This window comes from Rhodococcus sp. IEGM 1409 (assembly GCF_030056735.1).
Taxonomy (GTDB): domain Bacteria; phylum Actinomycetota; class Actinomycetes; order Mycobacteriales; family Mycobacteriaceae; genus Rhodococcus_F.
Window position 1 is genome coordinate 88,664 of the sequence record NZ_JASHKN010000003.1, and the last position, 15,258, is coordinate 103,921.

Genomic DNA, 15,258 nt, shown 5'->3' on the forward strand with positions numbered 1-15,258 from the left:
GTTTGAAGTTGGGTGTCTCAGATACTAATCGCGACCCGCCAAACCAGCTGCTGCATCCCCGCCCACAAAGGGCGGAAGATCTGCCCCGTTACGCAAACAGGCAAAGCGGCATTCCACAAAGGAATGTGTGTGCGAGTTCAACTCTCGCACGGGGTACGGCTCACATGTCGGTGTGAGAACCTGCGGGCGTTGGCCAGTCGCGGCAGGGTGGTGTTGACCCGGTGAGCTTGTGGGTGGTTCCCGTGGTCCGCCTTGGCGGGTGGCGGTCTGGTTCAGGCCACCACCCTGCCTACAAACAGGGTGGCTATGCGCCCAACGCTTGAGGCAGTTGTATCAGGACGCCGAACGCCGAAAAAGACAACCCCAGCACGGCGGTCCTCAGTTCGATAACCGCATGCCCGGCGTGTTCGCGGGATTGTTCCGACAGTGCCGCGAGAAAACTCCGCTCGATACGCTGATCCTCGGCCACGAGCTTCTCAGTTTGTTGCTGCACGACTGAAGTGAGTGCGGCGATATCCCGACGTGCCGCATTCAGATTGGCTTCCAGTGCAGTCACACGTGGCCTAAGCGGCAGATCTGGATCGATGCTGACTTCCACTAGCGCAGTGGAACTGCCTATCCCGATGTTGGAGGCCGTGGCGTAGACGGTGGCATGTTGTCTACGTCGAAACGGATTCAGATTTCGGATCCGTTCGGGAAGCAGGTGCGCACCATCGGCTGAGTGTCTCCATGCGAGGAATAGCCCTCTGGCAGCCAGGGTGAGGCCTCCGATTTCGAGGACTTTGCCTACGAACACAACCCACATATGCCTGCACAGTCCTTTGATTCGGAAGCAGCTTTGGATAGCACCGTCAAGACAAGAAGGGTAGATGAGTTGAAACGATTTCGGGAATGGGTCGTTGAGACGTACTACGACTGGTTGTGCAAGTTTTTGTGCCATCAGATGCAGGTTTGAGCGAGTGCCCCAGGCGATCAGTCTGGGGCACTTTTTCTGTATCAGAACGTGAGTGGCGTTAAGAGCAGCGATTTCGAAAGCCTCGTCTGCGGTTAACGGGCGGGCTGCGACTCGGAGCTGTCGTGATCTGAAACAGTGTCATCCCCGGCTACGGGTGCTTCCGAGTTTTCGGCGTGAGCCTGATCTGTTTCACGGGCTTGCTGTTTAGCTTCCTTGTGACGAGCGATCTCGGCCTTGTTGCCGTTGCTCCGCCCGAATCCTCGCACCGTGAAGGGGGCCTGAAGGAGGTTAAGTGCCCCTCCCACCAACGCGATCAAGGCAGCGGGCCATGGGACGTCCTCAACGCGTTGTGCGCCGTCGATCTTTCCCAGGACGACGTACGATCCAAGGGCAATGCCTATGATCGATATAGCGCATAGTATGCCGATATATATTTTTTGTTTGCGAGTGAGAGGAAGCGGTTTGACTCTTCTCACATACATGTTCCTGACGTATTCGGTTAGTCGATCGTCGAGCAGCTTTCGCAGCAAGTTGCTTGCCTCGTAGTCGGGGAATTTATCAAGCAACTCCGCGTCCGCGACGAGGGTTGAGCGTTCATCCATCGCCTCGATCCTTCGAATCACCATTGCTGCGACCCCTGCGATAAACGGACCGAACAGCAGCGCTGTCAATGCGACTATCCACGGCATTTGCTGCCACCAATTCATGTGACAAGTGTGCACTATGCGCCGTGAAGCGGCAGCAGTATCCCGCATTCGCCCACTAGCTGTCCCGTGGCGGCACATCCTCACCATCAGAGTGAAATGACAGTCGACTCGCAGGCGGATCATACTTCGTGCGCAACCGATCAAGCGTCCGCTGACACGACCGAACCAGATCGGTGAGAGCATCAGTAGCCCGCAGCTGAAATCTGCGATGATTGAACTTCAATCCGAGGGGACTCATGCCAACCGCCAACACTTCCTCGAGGATCGCGGTATGGGTATCTATCAGTTTCCTCATCGACTGGTTGGAATCCAGCCCAAGCAGTCGCAGTTTCATCTCCACAGGCCGGCACTTGTCGATGTACTCGCGGACATAGGTGTAGGTCGGTATGGGATCTGTTGATTCTCCTCGTGCCCCAGCGGCCATGCTAACCGCGAGAACAGCATCATTTGCCGCTGCCGCTACGTCGAGGGCTTCCACCAGAACGCTCATGGCTTCCTCGCGCCTTCTCTCAACAGCTGCCGATGTCTCCTTTTCTTTATGCTGCTGGTGGTTGCGTCGGATTCCGAGCCATGTCACTCCTGCGACGACGAGGGCGACCATTGCCGCTATCAGAGTCGCTACAGGCTGGGTGAGCCATGTAGAGGATTGCGCGGGAATATTTTGCACGATGACGGGCGCAACCTGGGTGTGGAGAAAGTTCACCGACGAATCGTTGCATACGGGGTAGCGATTCTTGACTTGGGCTGAGCAAAACCGGTGTGTCCCTGCGACTGCCATGATGGACATATAAGCCTTACAGCCCACGCGTCAAACAAATCTTGCCCTGCCAACCTTCGGGTCGGTGGGGCTTTTTTGTGCCCCAAAACAAGGAGGTGCCCGTGAGTGAACGACTAACCCGGGCATACGAACAAGTCGACGCCGCGATCAAGGAACTCACCACCGCAGCCGACGAAGCCGAAGGCACACAAGAAGCCTGGATCGTCTCCCACTATGCACTCGTGGTTGGGCAGCAACGCTTCACAGATGAAGGCACTGTCGACTCAACCCAGTACTTGGCCTTGCCTTTCGGTGGGCCGCTCACATATTCCATCAAGGGACTGTTGAGCGAGATCCCGGAGTTGATCGGGCAGACAGAAGAGGCAGACCTCGAATGACTCCGAAGCAGGCGATCGGGATGGAGCGATGAGAGCCCGGCAAAGAGTTTGCAGCCAACCAGGATGCCCACTCATGCAACCAGAGCCCGAATGCCGACAACACAGGGCAGCACGCAACGCCCACCAATGGGCAACCACACCCACCAAGCGCACACGCACAGCAGCCGAACAGAAACGCAGAGCCACAGCAGTAACCGAACACCGAACACGCGAAGGCAACTGGTGCCCAGGGTATGAGAAGCGTCAACCGCACCCGGCGACTGACCTGACTGCTGACCACACCACGGCGATCGCTAACGGCGGTGCACCAGATGGGCCACTTCAAGTCCTGTGCAGATCATGTAACTCCGCACGCAGCAACAGATTCTAGACAGCAGCCTCCAAACAAAACACTCAAACAAAACTTCTGAATCAAATTTTCTAAACAGATTTTCTAAACAGAATCTTCCGCAGGCACAACCACTGCGGTGGACGAAGCCTGCCCTGACGCCAACAGGAGCACCATGTCACGGCGAGCAGACGGCACACTCCACGGCACGTGCTACGACCGCACGTGCATACACTGCGGCCACACATTCCGCACACGCAAAGCAGACGCCAAGTACTGCGGATACCGATGCGTCAACCTCGCACGCTACGACAGGACAGGAAGAACCGGCAAAGCCGAACCAGTCCGATCCTCGAAGGTCTACCCACGGGACTGCGACCTATGCCGGCAACCGTTCATCGCAAGACACTGCGACGCATACCAATGCATCATATGTAGAGATGCAACGAAGACCTGCCGAGTGTTCATCACCGAATGCGCCACATGCGCAACCCTCTTCACATGTAGATACACCAGACGCACATGCTCACCCGAATGTGCAGAGACCGCACGACTCATGGCCAAGCGTGAAGCGAAGCACCGCCGCCGAGCCATCAAGCGAGACGCCTACATAGCAAACGTCTCACCTCGAAAGGTCTTCGAACGAGACGGATGGAAATGCCACCTATGCGGTAAGGCACTGAACCGCAAAGCTGTCGTTCCACACCCCAAGGCCCCAACCATCGACCACATCATCCCACTGTCATCGGGCGGCACACACGAACCGCTCAACTGCAGGTCAGCGCACTTCCAGTGCAACAGCATCAAAGGTAACCGTGGCGGTGGAGAGCAGCTCCTCCTGGTCGCCTGACCCACCCCACCCCGTTACCCCCAAAACGCGAAACGAAATTCACCGCGGGGGAGGGCGCGCAATGGTGCGAATAGTTCAAAAGTTTTCAGGTCGGCGCGATGCTGGCTTGGTTTGATGCGGCGCGATGCTGCTGAAGGTGGTGGTTGTGGTGGCTCGTGGTGGTGCTCGTAGTAGGTCTGGGCCGCAGCCTGATCCGACTTCTGGTCGTTCTGATCGGCGTGGTGTGGGTGGTGGTGTGGTGTTGCCGGCTGAGGGTTATTCGGGGCCGGTGCCTGATTGGCCGTTTGGGTCTGGGACTGCTCGTGAGCTTGAGGTGTGGGGGAAGGCGTGGGAGTCGCCTCAGGCTGCTGCGTGGGCTAGGGAGTCGTGGCGTTGGGAGACGGTTGCGATGTGGGTTCGGTGGAAGGTTCGTGCTGAGTCTGCTGATGCTGGTCCGGGGGAGGCTACTGCGATGTTTCGTTTGGCTGATCAGGTGGGGATGTCGCCGGCGGGGTTGCGTGAGAATGGTTGGTCGATCGCGTCGGATGAGGTTGGCGTTGTTCGTGAGGAGAGTTCTGGTCCTGTTGTTGCGGTGGGTACTCCTGAGCGTCGGTTGCGGGCTGTTGATGTCGGGCAGTGAGTTTGTGGTTGATTTTCCGACGTTGGGTGATTTGCAGGATGGGTGGGTGCGGCAGCATTGTCGTGTTCCGAATGGGTTTCAGCGTGGTAAGCCGTTTGAGATGGCGGACTGGCAGTTTTGGTGTACTGCTAACCATTACAGGATTCGGTCGGATGCTGAGTGGGTTCCTGAGAATCCGTTGTTGAATCAGGCGTTTACGTATCGGCGTTCGCAGATTGTGGCTCCGCAGAAGACGGGTAAGGGTCCGTGGTCGGCGGGGATTGTGGCTGTGGAGGCTGTTGGTCCGAGTTTGTTTGCTGGTTGGGCTGGTGAGGGTGATGGCTATGCCTGCTCCGATTGGGGTTGTGGGTGTGGTTGGGAGTACCCGTATTTGCCTGGTGAGCCGATGGGGATGCGTCATCCTTCGCCGTTGATTCAGTTGACGGCTACGTCTGAGGATCAGGTTGCGAATGTGTATCGCCCGCTTGTGGCGATGATTAAGTTGGGTCCGTTGTCGGATTTGATGTATCCGCGTGAGGGTTTCATTCGTATTGCTGGTGAGTCTGGCGATGATGATGGTGACCGTATTGATGTTGTGACTGCGTCGGCGAATTCGCGTCTGGGCAATCCGATTAGTTTCGCGTTGCAGGATGAAACCGGTCTGTACACCAAGACAAATAAGATGGTGAATGTTGCTGATACGCAACGTCGTGGTGCTGCTGGTATGGGTGGTCGGACGTTGGAGACCACGAACTGTTGGGATCCGTCCGAGAATTCGGTTGCGCAGGCTACGTATGAGTCTCAGGTGCAAGACATTTTCCGGTTCTATCGGAAGCCGCCGGCTGGGTTGTCGTATCGGAATAAGCGTGATCGTAGGAAGATTCACCAGTATGTCTACGAGGGTTCGTGGTGGGTGAATCTGGATTCGATCGAGGCTGACGCGGCCGAGATTTTGGAGCGTGATCCGGCTCAGGCTGAGCGGTTCTTCGGTAATCGGCTGGTGTATGGCCAGGGGTCTTGGCTTCGTGATGGTTTGTGGGAGTCGAGGTTCGCTGGTGTCGAAGAAAGAGGCGTTGCCTAATCCTGCTCCTGGAACTGCTATCTCGTTGGGTTTCGACGGGTCGGAAAATAATGACTGGACTGCGATTCGGGCTGAGACGCGTGATGGTTTTCAGTTCACGCCTTTGTATGGTCCTGATCGGTTGCCGACGATTTGGAAGCCTGTTGATTGGGGTGATCAGATTCCGCGTGGCGAGGTGAATGCTGCTGTGGATGAGATCTTTTCGACGTGGCGTGTTGGCCGGTTCTATTGTGACCCGCAGGACTGGTATTCGGAGATCGGTGATTGGTCTCTTGCTCATGGTGATGGGCATGTGTCGGAGTGGCCGACGAACAAGATTGATCGAATGTTTCACGCTATTAGGCGTTTTGAGACGGATCTGGCTAGTGGGCGAATCACTCAGGATGGTTGTCCGATTACGGCGATCGCTATGGCGAATTGTCGGAAGGTCGCGAAGCCGGGTCAGAAGTATGTGTTGGGTAAGCCGGCGGATCATCAAAAGATTGATCCTGCAATGGCTTCCATTCTTGCTCATGAGGCTGCGGCTGATGCTCGTGAGGCTGGTTGGTCGGATGCTCCGAGTAGCCGAATGATTGTTTTCTGAAAGTGGGTGGTTGTGCCGATGGCCGACACTGTGAACGCTATTGACCTGATCCCGGTTCTTGAAAAGGGTTTGACGGCTGATCTGGCGAATCTGACGAAGTGGGACAACTATTTGGAGGGCGAGCAGCCTCTCAAGTACATGTCTGAGGCGATGAAGGAAGAGCTTGGTGACACCGCTGTCGAGTTGGTGTTGAACTGGGCTCGTCTGGTTGCTGATGCGTATGAGAACCGTTTGGATGTCGAAGGTTTCCGGTATGCGGACTCGGACACTGAGGATGCAGATCTGTGGGCGTGTTGGCAGTACAACGACATGGATGAGCAGTCTCAGCAGGGGCATCTGGATTCGTTGGCGTTGTCGCGAGCCTATGTGCTGATTTCCTCGAATGAGGAGAAGGACAAGCCGCCGCGGAATACGGTCGAGTCACCGTTTCAGGTGTGGGCGCAGCGCGATCCGAAGACCCGCAAGGTGAATGCGGCGATCAAGAAGTGGAAAGACCTGGACAAGGTCGAGCATGTCCTCGTGTACACGCCTGCTGAGACAGTGGAGTTCGTCAAAGACGGTGGCGACTGGAAGCAGGACGGGTTCGAAGACAAGCACAACTTTGGGATTGTTCCTGTTGTGCCGCTGGTCAATAAGCCTCGCCTGTTGCGTCCGGATGGGATGACGGAGTTCAGGGACATCATTCCGTTGGCTGACGCGGCGAACAAGATGGCTACGGACATGATGACTTCGGCTGAGTTTCATGCGATGCCGCGCAGGTGGGCGTTCGGGTTGAAGGCGAGCGACTTCGTTGATCGTCAGGGCAATCCGGTGAGTTCGTGGTCGAAGATCAAGGGGCGTCTGTGGGCGTCTGAGAACAAAGATGTCAATGTTGGCACGTTCCCTGAGGCTGACCTCGCGAACTTCCACGGGACAATAAAACTGTTGGCGCAGTTGACTTCCCAGCTCGCTGCGCTGCCGCCTCACTACATGGGGTTCAACAGCGACAATCCTCCTTCGGCGGATGCGATGCGTTCTTCGGAGTCGCAGTTGGTGAAGAAGGTTGAGCGCAAGCACACGTTCCTCGGTGGGGCATGGGAGGACGTTCAGCGCATCAACTTGATGTTCATGCGAGGGAAGCCTGAGCTGGAGGATCGCGATTACCAGTTGGAGACGGTGTGGCGTGATCCATCGACACCGACTGTGGCGCAGGTTGCTGATGCTGCGGTGAAGAAGTATGAGTCTGGTTTGGTTCCGTTGGAGCAGACGCGTATCGATCTGGGGTACAGCGCTACTCAGCGGGAGCAGATGCGGAAGATGGATGAGGAATCCTCTCCTGCGAATCAGATTGCCGGCATTGTGAAGGCGAATGCTGCCTGATGCTGCGGCCGCGCACTACGCGGAGCAGCGGGGGATTACGGCTGAGGTGTTGGGGATCGCCGCCGATATGTGGGGTTCTCGACCGCCTTCCGATTTCGATACGTGGTTTGACCGGAATTTGCCGATGCTTATGCAGTTGGTGGCTTCTGGTCAAGGTCGGGCGATGGCCGGGTCGGGTGTGTATGTCGCTGATGTGCTGGACGAGTTGGGTATTGGCGTTCAACCGGATGCGGTGCCGAATCTTGATGGCTTGATCGGTGTGGCCTCTGATGGGCGTGCGCTGGAGTCATTGATGTACGGCGCTGTGATCACTGCTAAGGGGCAGGTTGCGCAGGGTGCTTCTACTGCTCAGGCGTGGGCGTCGGGGCTTTCTGCGTTGCTTGTGAGGATGCAGGTGCAGGTTGCAGATGCGTCTCGCGCTGCAACGTCGCTGCATATCGCATCGAGGCGACGAGTCGGGTACGTGCGAATGCTCAATCCGCCGTCATGTCCGCGGTGCACAGTGTTGGCGGGCAAGTTCTACAAGTACAACGTGGGGTTCCTTAGGCACCCGGGGTGCGATTGCCGGCATATCCCTTCTACGGAAAACCGCTCTGGTGATCTGACCACCGATCCGAACGAGTATTTCGAGTCGCTTTCTGTGGAGCAGCAGGATAGGCAGTTCACTGTTGCTGGCGCTCAGGCGATTCGCGATGGTGCTGACATTAGTCAGGTTGTGAATGCACGTCGGGGGATGTCCACGGCTCAGGTGTTCGGCGAGGAGCTGCTTGCGACTCACGAAGGTGTGACTCGTAGAGGTGTCGCTTACCGGGCGATGTCGAACGCGGGGTCTGCCCGTAGATCGACTGATGTTCGCGGCCGACGTTACTTTCAGGCGCGTCCACCTAGGTTGATGCCTGAGTCGATTATGGCGATGGCCGAGGATCGTCCTGATGCTTTGCGTCTCCTGAAGCTGTATGGCTACATGGCAGACGAGGTTCCTATGCGATCGAAGCCGGTTCCTTTGACCGGCGCTGGTGGCGGGAAGCCTCCCGTTAAGCCTCCGACGCGTGGGCAATCGATCCAAGGTGGCGATCCGCCTCGCAAGGGCAATGTGGACCGCACGCAGGTTAAGCATGTGGAACAACACGAGTTGGACACTGCTGAGCGGCTGGCGCTGCTGGGTCATAACGTGACGTTCCGCCCACCGATCGCAGCTCGCCGTGAAGATGTTCTGATCGAGGGACCTGACGGGGCTGTCGCTTGGGAGTTCAAATCGCCTACGTCTTCCAGCAGAAACACCATCATGCGGCAGATCACCAAAAGCATGGGCGAACAGGCGAATCGTTGGATTCTGGATATCAACCGGTCGGATATAAGTTTCGAGGCCGCTGAAGAGCTGTCATCGAACTTGATTGGTAGATATGCTGATGTGCACGAGATCTGGATCATCGGTGCCGCCGGCGCAGATGGTTTGCCGTTACAACGAAGGATTGGAGGCTCTGATGGCTAACGTCGATTACGTGGAAGTGTCAGGCGCTTCCTCCCTGAATGATGTTGTTTCGGCGGTTTCGGATGTTCTCGGGGCTGCGGTGCTGGATGGGCCGCAGCCGTGGATGGCTCCGGATGATCGCACTCGGGTGGGGGTTTCCCCGGATCCTGAGGATGCCGGCACTGTGTTGGTGGAGATCTACTACGCGGGCGGTTTGGCTGCTCGCCGGCGGTGCGCACAGTCCATCTTCGATGCGCTGGTTGCACGTACTCGGTGGGGTTTGCTGTTGACGTCTGATGACGCTCCTGGTGAGGGTGTTGTTGCTGAACGGGTCCGCTCTGCTGCGTAAGCGCGAGCTTTGCCGTTGAACCCCGAAGTGTTTGATGCTTCGGGGTTTTTTCATACCCGAAACCGGTGAAATCTTGGTAACCAACGCGACTTGATAGATCCCAATCTTTGAGGCCCCGTGAGCTTTCTGCTCCGGGGCCATTTTTGTACCCAAATTCTTTTGGTCACGTTCTGTGGCTGTTCTCATTCCCGCCCGGGCGATCCGGTGCGGGCCAATTCCCCCGCGATGGAGGCGTTCTACCTATGTCTGAAGTTACCCCTGCTGTTCCTGTTGTTTCTGATCCGAATGTTGTGCCGCCGGTTCCTGGTGTCACTCCTGAGGCTGTTCCTGTTGTGCCTGCAGCTCCTGCGCCGACTGCTCCTGTTGTTCCTGCCGCGACGGCTGAACCTCAGTATCCCGAGGGTCTCGGTGACCCCGGCAAGAAGGCGCTCGATGCCGAACGTGCACGTGCAGAAAAAGCTGAACGAGATTTGAAGGCTTTGCGCGACAAGGCTGCTGCTGATGCGAAGGCGGCTGAAGATGCGAAGCTGTCGGAACTTGAACGGGCGCAGAAGATTGCGACTGAAGCGACCGCTGCGGCGGAGAAGCAAGCGCAGGAGAATTTGCGTCTTAACTTCGCTTACAACAATGGCGTCCCCAAGGAATGGGTGAATCGCCTCGAAGGCTCGACTCCTGAAGAACTTGCGGCTGACTGGGCGATCCTGCAGCCGACGTTGGTGGCCCCGGTGGCTGCTGTCGATCCGAACGCACCTCGCGTTCCTGCTCCGGTTCCGTCTCCGGGACCGCAGCCCAGTCCGACCAAAACTGAGGATCAACTCCTCTACGAGCAGGTCTACGGGTCTGCTCCGAATCGAAAGTGAGACAAAACTTATGGTTGAATATACTCCGATCCGTAAGCCTGGCGCTGATGTGCCGATCGCTACGTCTGCTGCTGTGACTGGCGGGCAGGTGGTTGCCATTTCCGGTAACAGCACTGTCGCTCCCGCAGGTGCCGCGACTGCTGCCTGGTTTGGTGTTGCGGCGTTCGATGCTGCAGTCGGCGAGACGGTGACTGTGCATCGCGGCGGTGTTCACGAGTTGACTGCAACGGGCCCGATTGTTGCCGGCGCGAATGTAATTACTGCTGCTGCTGGCGCTGTCGCCACTGCTGGAGCTGGCACATTCGATCAGGTTGTGGGAATTGCGATTTCCGCTGCTGCTGGCGGCAAGGTACGTGTCGCGCTCCGCTGAGTGCCGCTCCCTTTCTCTTATTTCATTCTTCGAAGCCCTCACGTTCTCGTGTGGGCTTCTTTAGGCTCTGGAGGGCCGAAATTTGTCTATTACCTATCCGGCTGGTCCGCCTACTTTCGCTGCGGACACTGCGACCATCAATCGATTCCTCAACAGTCCGACGGCTGTTGCTACTCGAGTGAATGAGATTGCCCGTCAGCGTTTCATCTCCGATTTCATTCTGACTTCTCGCCAGGATGTGTCGGGCGGCGCGATCGTATTCGAGCAGGACGATCCGCTCTACACGGATCGTCCTGTTGAGGCGATTTCGCCTGGCGCTGAGTACCCGCTGGCTGGTGTCGGGTCGAGTACCCCGCAAGCTGTTCGGGTCACCAAGTGGGGCCAGGACGTGCCGATCACGGATGAGAAGATCAAGCGGTCGAACTTCTCCCCGGTCGAGAAGGCGTTCAACAAGATCGTCAACCAGCTTGTGAAGACGGTCGATTCGTTGTCTTTGTCGCTGATTGCTTCTCAGGTCACTGCCACTCAGACAGTCACAGGCGGTAAGTGGGATGTCTCCACGAAGATTCTTCGTGACATCATGCTCGCGAAGGCTAAGGTGGTAGGGCTGAACAAGGGCTACGACCCGAATGTCATGGTCGTGGACGATAATACGTGGGCTCTCCTCGCATCCGATGACAAGCTGTCCACCCTGCTTGCTCGCGAGGACAAGAGCAATACCGTGTACACGGGTGAGTTCCGCACTATCGCGGGTCTGACGATTCTCCCGACCCCGAACCTGCCCGCTCCCGGCGCGTGGATCATCGACACCAACGCCCTGGGCGGTATCGGTGACGAGAAGCTCGGCGAAGGCTATGCCGGTGACATCGTGGAAACGAAGTCCATCCGTGATGACAACAACGATCAGTGGCGTGTCCGTGGCCGCCGTGTCTGCGTCCCGTATGTGAACGAGCCTGGCGCTGCTATCAAAATCGACGGAATCGCGGCCTGACCATGACAAATTACGTTGTTGTGGCCCCTCTTGTCGGGGTGAATGGTGCTGACGGCAAGCTGAAGTACCTGTTTGCGGGTACTCCGGTTCCTGTTGATGTGTCGGAAGCGGATGTTGCGCGTCTCGCTGCGGGTGGCCTGATCGAGAAGATCGAAACCGAAACGGTTGAGCCCGAGGAGGTCGAGACCGAGAAGGTTGAGACTGTCGTGAAGGCAACTCCCGCAAAGGCAGCCCCCAAGAAGCCCGCAGGGGCATCGAGTGACAGCACCGCTTAGCCCGCTCATCACAGTTGAAGACGTTCAGTTTCGTCTGGGGGAAACCTTCGATGACGCTGAACGCCTTCAGGTTGAGTCGTTGATCGACTTCGCGTCGGCTCGACTGCGTGCGTATCCGCTGGACATTGACACCCGTATCGCGCAGGGCTCACTGAGTCCTGCGCTCGTAACGGGGGTCCTGGTCACTGCGGTGGCCCGCGCTGTAGATGCTATGCGAGTGGGGTTGCGGGTCCGCTCGGAACAGTACCCGGAGATCAGCACCACGTATGTGGATGTCGATCCGTCGCTGATCTTCTTCTCCGCTGATGATCTGACTGTGCTCGATCCAGCCGTGGGAGTTCAATTCGGTGGCGCTTTCACGATTGTGCCGGGCTGATGTCGAAACTACCTGAGAAGTGGGTGTTGTTGCAGGACAACCCCCCAGAGCTTGATCCGTCTACGGGCAATCGACGGCCTGTTGCCCCTACTGAGGTGCCGTGGACAGGCCTGTTGCAACAGCGACAGCTCGCCTCGTCATCCGTTGATGCCGGCAACGTGGAGATCGTGGACGGCCACGTGGTGAGTTCGTATGTGCTGCTGTTGGATCCGGGTCTAGTTCCGCATCCTGTGCCACGCTCCAAGTTTCGCGACGAGGACGGCACTGTGTTCACGGTTGTCGGAAAACCTCGGGTTAGGCGTCCGGTTCGCGGGTCCCGCAAACCAAAGTACATTTCCGCGATTGTGCGGAGTTCAACTGATTACCAGGAGTGACTATGGCGATTGTGTCCTATACCGACGAGGACGGTGTGCATTTCACCGATGAAGACTCGAAGACGTACGAAAAGCATCTGAAGGCTGTGGCCGAAAAGGGTGCGGTGAAGCCGGCGGAAACGTCGAAGCCGGAACCTGTGAAGCCCGTCTCGAAGCCGGATGTGAAGTCTGACCTCAAGGTCAGCTAATGGCGCGGGTCACGATCTACCGTGACAACGCGCAGCGGGAGGCTCGGGAGCTCTCCACCGAAGGCCGCAAGGACATCGCGGAGAAGATCAAATCCGAGTTCGATGCGACAGCTCCCAGGCGCACAGGGGAGTTCGTTGGGGGTTCGGCGCTGGTAGTTGAAGGTGACCGCGTGTTCGTCGAGGACAACGATCCTGAGGCGTTCTGGAAAGAGTACGGAACGTCGCGGATGCGCGGCATTGCGGCGATGACGAACGCTGCCCGCAAGCACGGCAAGTATTCCGGGTTCAAACCTCGGGGATCGAGGGCCTGATGACTGCTTTCACACCGTTCGCTCCTGGAGCTATCCGCGACTTCCTGATCAACAATGCCGAGTTCACTGCACTTGTTCCTGCGGTAAACATTTCGACGCGGGACATCCCTGATCCTCTGACTGGTCCGTTCGTGACTTTGTCGGCTCCCAGTAATTATGGGGAGGATCCGATGTTGCGCCGGCCGATGATTCAGTGCGATGTGTGGGTGCCGAAACTTGAAATCCTGGGCGGGGATACAGATCCGGAAGAGTTGGCATGGAACATTGCTGACATTGCTGGGCGGCTGGTGCACAAGGCTCCGTCGTCGCAGCGCCGGTTCCGTAACGGCTCTTGGAAGGCTACGTGGATTGACGGTCCGATTACGGATGTCGACAAAGAGCGTGGCCCCGAGAATCTGTTGTTCCGTGCGCTTGTGCGTTGGGACTTGAAGATGATCGTCCGCTAACTCGCCACCGATGTGTGGCGTCTCAATTGTCCTGCCCTGAATGTTTGCCGCGCCAGGCGCATTCGGGGTGGGACTCACTTATTTCTGCCTGCGCTTGGTGTGGGCTTTTCTGGAGGTTTTTGTGAGTACATATGCAGATCCGAATAAGGCTTATGTTTGGCAGGATGGTGACGCGTTCCGCGCTCCTGCTGGCACTGCTGTGCCGACTAATCCGTTTGCCCCAGTTCTTGTTACTGGCACTGCGCCTGGTGTGACGTGGGATGCGTTCGGCGGCATTGAGGCTGGGTTCGAGCAGAATCCCAGCCAGGACACCAAGGAGTTGCCGATCTGGAACTACCGTCAGTCGTCTTACAAGATTGCTCGCGGCCCGCGCTCTGATCGTCTGAAGCTGAAGCCTGTCGATTACTCGAAGGCGACTGTGCTCACGCTGCTGCAGGGCGGCGAGATCGTGACCACTGGCACAGCCCCCAACGAGGTCCATAAGTGGGTCATCGGCGATTCGGAGGAGTTCGCGATCCTGCTGCGCCTCGAAGACGAGGACGACAAGCAGGTTTTGTATTGCGAGCGGGCGACGTTGTTCACTCCGCCTCCGCGTTCGCTTGGTGGCGACAAGATCGATGGCTTTGAGATGGAGCTGCTGGCGTTGGCTCCGGTTCAGCTTCTGACTAGCAGTAATCCGCTCGTTCCCTGATTTGAGGAGTTGTTTGTATGCCTGGCGCACCCCGTAAGTCCGCTGCGACAAAGGTTCAGCCGAAAGCGGTTGAACCGGTTGTGGATGAAGTGGATGAAGATGTATTCGACTTGCTGTCGGTTCTCGATACCGAGGATCTTCCGCCCGTTCCTGTGACGCTCCGTGGCGTCAAAGCTCAGATCCGGCGCAGTTACAGCGGTGCCGAATCCGTGCTGTTCACCGAGTACCTTCGCCAGGAAAAGGTGGAGGAATTGCTCACGTTGATTGCTGGCGATGAAGGTGGACCTGCGTTGTCGAAGGCTCTCGCTGCGTTCAACACTGAGCAGGGGGTCAAGCTGTTCAACTGGTTGGCTAAGACTTCGACGCTGACTTCGGGGGAAGCCATGGCGCTCTTGCCTGCCTACGCACGCGGGATGGATGGAGCGCAGCCCACGCAGGATGCGAACGCTTCTACGGCAGAGCCCTCCGTGAAGTCCTAAAGGAACGCAGAGAAGAAGCCGGTGTGCTAATCGCTCAGGCAGTTGAGTGGTTGGCTGCCGAGAAGCGAGATTCAGAGAATCTCGCGATGCTCGTAGACCGAGACGACTACTGGTTGAACTCGGAGTATGCGTCCTGGATCGCGGATCCTGATGACAAGGAAGCGCAGAAGGAGCGGGAGCGTCGAAAGCGCGAGGGGATTAAGCCTCCGCCTGTTCCGGTGTTGCCGCCGGTCGCCAAGCGGTCCGCTAAGGACATGTCTGCGCTGGCAGCCGAGTTTCTTGAGAAGCGTGCTGTAGTCGAGCCACCGAAGCCCAAACCGAGTTTGGCGAATCTAGTGACGCAATGGCAGATCGGTTGACCGATGACTTCTATGGCCTGACGCCATCGTTCTCAGATTCGATATTTACATCGCAAGCAAAGCCCGAAAGCACATCGCTTTCGGGCTTTCTGCATTTCTATA

The 15,258-nt window shown here is 57.4% G+C and carries 21 protein-coding genes and 1 tRNA gene; 19 read left to right on the plus strand and 3 right to left on the minus strand.

Translation table 11 applies throughout. The features are described 5' to 3' along the window. The first annotated feature begins 82 nt into the window (after positions 1 to 82). Positions 83 to 156 (plus strand) — tRNA-Leu (locus QM716_RS10275). A gap of 148 nt (positions 157 to 304) precedes the next feature. On the opposite strand, the gene QM716_RS10280 is transcribed toward QM716_RS10275, so the two are convergent. The 3 genes from QM716_RS10280 to QM716_RS10290 form a co-directional block, all read right to left on the minus strand. Continuing rightward, positions 305 to 598, minus strand: coding sequence for a hypothetical protein (locus tag QM716_RS10280; protein ID WP_283304061.1), 294 nt, complete (start codon positions 596 to 598; stop codon positions 305 to 307). 449 nt (positions 599 to 1,047) lie between these two features. Beyond that, positions 1,048 to 1,662: a hypothetical protein gene (locus QM716_RS10285; RefSeq protein ID WP_283304062.1), complete on the minus strand. Its 615-nt coding sequence runs from the start codon at positions 1,660 to 1,662 to the stop codon at positions 1,048 to 1,050. Between the two features lie 55 nt (positions 1,663 to 1,717). Beyond that, positions 1,718 to 2,365, minus strand: a complete 648-nt coding sequence (locus QM716_RS10290; protein ID WP_283304063.1) for a hypothetical protein — start codon at positions 2,363 to 2,365, stop codon at positions 1,718 to 1,720. A gap of 176 nt (positions 2,366 to 2,541) precedes the next feature. Here QM716_RS10290 and QM716_RS10295 point away from each other — a divergent pair, with 176 nt between their 5' ends. From QM716_RS10295 to QM716_RS10375, 18 genes are all read left to right on the plus strand, one after another. Next, on the plus strand, positions 2,542 to 2,817 hold the full coding sequence (locus QM716_RS10295) for a DUF7213 family protein (RefSeq protein ID WP_283304064.1): 276 nt from the start codon (positions 2,542 to 2,544) through the stop codon (positions 2,815 to 2,817). A gap of 884 nt (positions 2,818 to 3,701) precedes the next feature. After that, positions 3,702 to 3,995, plus strand: coding sequence for an HNH endonuclease (locus QM716_RS29345; protein WP_502942005.1), 294 nt, complete (start codon positions 3,702 to 3,704; stop codon positions 3,993 to 3,995). Positions 3,996 to 4,600: 605 nt separating this feature from the next. Beyond that, positions 4,601 to 5,674 (plus strand): terminase large subunit domain-containing protein, encoded by a 1,074-nt coding sequence (locus QM716_RS10300; protein ID WP_211921263.1) that lies wholly within the window; start codon positions 4,601 to 4,603, stop codon positions 5,672 to 5,674. Then, entirely contained in the window at positions 5,649 to 6,257 is a 609-nt protein-coding gene (locus QM716_RS10305) for a terminase (RefSeq protein ID WP_257230614.1), read from the plus strand. Before QM716_RS10300 ends, QM716_RS10305 begins: the two co-directional genes overlap by 26 nt. Positions 6,258 to 6,275: 18 nt before the next feature. Further along, the gene (locus QM716_RS10310; RefSeq protein WP_283304065.1) at positions 6,276 to 7,616 is read left to right on the plus strand and encodes a phage portal protein; all 1,341 of its coding nucleotides are present in this window, start codon (positions 6,276 to 6,278) and stop codon (positions 7,614 to 7,616) included. Then, positions 7,606 to 9,108, plus strand: coding sequence for a CdiA C-terminal domain-containing protein (locus QM716_RS10315; RefSeq protein ID WP_283304066.1), 1,503 nt, complete (start codon positions 7,606 to 7,608; stop codon positions 9,106 to 9,108). The genes QM716_RS10310 and QM716_RS10315 overlap by 11 nt, the downstream gene beginning before the upstream one ends. Then, the gene (locus tag QM716_RS10320) at positions 9,101 to 9,436 is read left to right on the plus strand and encodes a hypothetical protein (RefSeq protein ID WP_283304067.1); all 336 of its coding nucleotides are present in this window, start codon (positions 9,101 to 9,103) and stop codon (positions 9,434 to 9,436) included. The genes QM716_RS10315 and QM716_RS10320 overlap by 8 nt, the downstream gene beginning before the upstream one ends. Before the next feature lie 242 nt (positions 9,437 to 9,678). Continuing rightward, on the plus strand, positions 9,679 to 10,296 hold the full coding sequence (locus QM716_RS10325; RefSeq protein WP_210377285.1) for a hypothetical protein: 618 nt from the start codon (positions 9,679 to 9,681) through the stop codon (positions 10,294 to 10,296). 10 nt (positions 10,297 to 10,306) lie between these two features. Further along, positions 10,307 to 10,666, plus strand: a complete 360-nt coding sequence (locus tag QM716_RS10330; RefSeq protein WP_283304068.1) for a DUF2190 family protein — start codon at positions 10,307 to 10,309, stop codon at positions 10,664 to 10,666. A 178-nt stretch (positions 10,667 to 10,844) separates the two neighbouring features. Then, the gene (locus QM716_RS10335; protein ID WP_283304069.1) at positions 10,845 to 11,657 is read left to right on the plus strand and encodes a phage major capsid protein; all 813 of its coding nucleotides are present in this window, start codon (positions 10,845 to 10,847) and stop codon (positions 11,655 to 11,657) included. A 2-nt stretch (positions 11,658 to 11,659) separates the two neighbouring features. Continuing rightward, the gene (locus tag QM716_RS10340; protein WP_283304070.1) at positions 11,660 to 11,932 is read left to right on the plus strand and encodes a hypothetical protein; all 273 of its coding nucleotides are present in this window, start codon (positions 11,660 to 11,662) and stop codon (positions 11,930 to 11,932) included. Further along, a complete protein-coding gene (locus tag QM716_RS10345) occupies positions 11,916 to 12,308 on the plus strand; it encodes a hypothetical protein (protein ID WP_283304071.1) in 393 nt (130 codons plus the stop codon). Before QM716_RS10340 ends, QM716_RS10345 begins: the two co-directional genes overlap by 17 nt. A 376-nt stretch (positions 12,309 to 12,684) precedes the next feature. Further along, entirely contained in the window at positions 12,685 to 12,870 is a 186-nt protein-coding gene (locus QM716_RS10350) for a hypothetical protein (RefSeq protein WP_283304072.1), read from the plus strand. Next, complete coding sequence (locus QM716_RS10355; protein WP_283304073.1) at positions 12,870 to 13,181, plus strand: HK97 gp10 family phage protein; 312 nt, start codon at positions 12,870 to 12,872, stop codon at positions 13,179 to 13,181. The genes QM716_RS10350 and QM716_RS10355 overlap by 1 nt, the downstream gene beginning before the upstream one ends. Next, positions 13,181 to 13,627, plus strand: a complete 447-nt coding sequence (locus QM716_RS10360; RefSeq protein WP_210377271.1) for a hypothetical protein — start codon at positions 13,181 to 13,183, stop codon at positions 13,625 to 13,627. Before QM716_RS10355 ends, QM716_RS10360 begins: the two co-directional genes overlap by 1 nt. A 40-nt stretch (positions 13,628 to 13,667) precedes the next feature. Beyond that, the gene (locus QM716_RS10365) at positions 13,668 to 14,318 is read left to right on the plus strand and encodes a hypothetical protein (protein ID WP_283304074.1); all 651 of its coding nucleotides are present in this window, start codon (positions 13,668 to 13,670) and stop codon (positions 14,316 to 14,318) included. 17 nt (positions 14,319 to 14,335) lie between these two features. Then, the gene (locus QM716_RS10370; RefSeq protein ID WP_283304075.1) at positions 14,336 to 14,797 is read left to right on the plus strand and encodes a hypothetical protein; all 462 of its coding nucleotides are present in this window, start codon (positions 14,336 to 14,338) and stop codon (positions 14,795 to 14,797) included. 23 nt (positions 14,798 to 14,820) lie between these two features. Further along, complete coding sequence (locus tag QM716_RS10375) at positions 14,821 to 15,156, plus strand: hypothetical protein (RefSeq protein WP_283304076.1); 336 nt, start codon at positions 14,821 to 14,823, stop codon at positions 15,154 to 15,156. Positions 15,157 to 15,258 lie beyond the last annotated feature (102 nt).

Coding starts and splice junctions, on each gene's coding strand:
- QM716_RS10285 (WP_283304062.1), bottom strand. CDS start 1,662: ATGAATTGGTGGCAGCAAATGCCGTGGATAGTCGCATTGACAGCGCTG.
- QM716_RS29345 (WP_502942005.1), top strand. CDS start 3,702: ATGGCCAAGCGTGAAGCGAAGCACCGCCGCCGAGCCATCAAGCGAGAC.
- QM716_RS10300 (WP_211921263.1), top strand. CDS start 4,601: ATGTCGGGCAGTGAGTTTGTGGTTGATTTTCCGACGTTGGGTGATTTG.
- QM716_RS10310 (WP_283304065.1), top strand. CDS start 6,276: ATGGCCGACACTGTGAACGCTATTGACCTGATCCCGGTTCTTGAAAAG.
- QM716_RS10315 (WP_283304066.1), top strand. CDS start 7,606: ATGCTGCCTGATGCTGCGGCCGCGCACTACGCGGAGCAGCGGGGGATT.
- QM716_RS10320 (WP_283304067.1), top strand. CDS start 9,101: ATGGCTAACGTCGATTACGTGGAAGTGTCAGGCGCTTCCTCCCTGAAT.
- QM716_RS10325 (WP_210377285.1), top strand. CDS start 9,679: ATGTCTGAAGTTACCCCTGCTGTTCCTGTTGTTTCTGATCCGAATGTT.
- QM716_RS10330 (WP_283304068.1), top strand. CDS start 10,307: ATGGTTGAATATACTCCGATCCGTAAGCCTGGCGCTGATGTGCCGATC.
- QM716_RS10340 (WP_283304070.1), top strand. CDS start 11,660: ATGACAAATTACGTTGTTGTGGCCCCTCTTGTCGGGGTGAATGGTGCT.
- QM716_RS10350 (WP_283304072.1), top strand. CDS start 12,685: ATGGCGATTGTGTCCTATACCGACGAGGACGGTGTGCATTTCACCGAT.
- QM716_RS10355 (WP_283304073.1), top strand. CDS start 12,870: ATGGCGCGGGTCACGATCTACCGTGACAACGCGCAGCGGGAGGCTCGG.
- QM716_RS10360 (WP_210377271.1), top strand. CDS start 13,181: ATGACTGCTTTCACACCGTTCGCTCCTGGAGCTATCCGCGACTTCCTG.
- QM716_RS10365 (WP_283304074.1), top strand. CDS start 13,668: ATGTTTGCCGCGCCAGGCGCATTCGGGGTGGGACTCACTTATTTCTGC.
- QM716_RS10370 (WP_283304075.1), top strand. CDS start 14,336: ATGCCTGGCGCACCCCGTAAGTCCGCTGCGACAAAGGTTCAGCCGAAA.